The organism is Vibrio sp. 03_296 (assembly GCF_002265885.1).
In genome coordinates, this window is sequence record NZ_NPKW01000346.1 from 1 (window position 1) to 634 (window position 634).

The 634-nt window shown below is 42.6% G+C and carries 1 protein-coding gene and 1 pseudogene; one reads left to right on the forward strand and one right to left on the reverse strand.

Features of this window, described 5'->3' with window-relative positions; genetic code table 11:
- Nucleotides 1-255, forward strand: a pseudogene (locus CIK04_RS24525) (amino-acid acetyltransferase); the annotation flags it as partial.
- A 162-nt stretch (nucleotides 256-417) separates the two neighbouring features.
- Here CIK04_RS24525 and CIK04_RS24530 read toward each other — a convergent pair.
- Nucleotides 418-634: DUF3624 domain-containing protein (locus CIK04_RS24530; RefSeq protein ID WP_325205786.1), on the reverse strand; the 217-nt coding region annotated here is incomplete at its 5' end.

Genomic DNA, 634 nt, shown 5'->3' on the forward strand with positions numbered 1-634 from the left:
GAGACAGGGTCAGGGGACAGCAGTGGTTCAATATCTGATTGATAAAGCCAAAGACATGGCCATCAAAAAGCTGTTTGTGCTGACTCGTGCCCTGAGTTCTTCCTAAACAGAACTTACGTGCAAACCTCGAAGTCGCTGCTTCCTGAAAAAGTCTTGAAAGACTGCGATCAATGTCCAAGACAGCATGCGTGTGACGAAGTCGCGCTCGAATTTAATTTAAGTGAGCAGATTATTTCTCAGATTAAAGTTGCATAGTGTTTGATTTCATTGGGAATTTAATTTGACTGATAAGAAAGATCAAAAAAGATCGTATTTTATGGGAACTATCAGAAAGCAGTGCAGTCTATAAAGTTACCACTGCTTTTTCTTAGAAATATCTAGGAAGACCCCGACACCGAGATTGGTAGCGGGGTTTTTTTATTTCTGCTTATCACGCTGTTTTTCACTAAGCTTGCGAGCCTGCCAAGGCAAAATCACGTACCTCATCCATAAATGCAAAAAGAGCAAAATGTTAAAAGCAAACCCAGCCACGATCAGGGCAACTGATTCGATTGAGGTGGGGTTGTCTCTAAATGCGAACCACCAAATGATCCAGCATACAACGGACAACACGGTCAATTGATCGAGGCAGCGC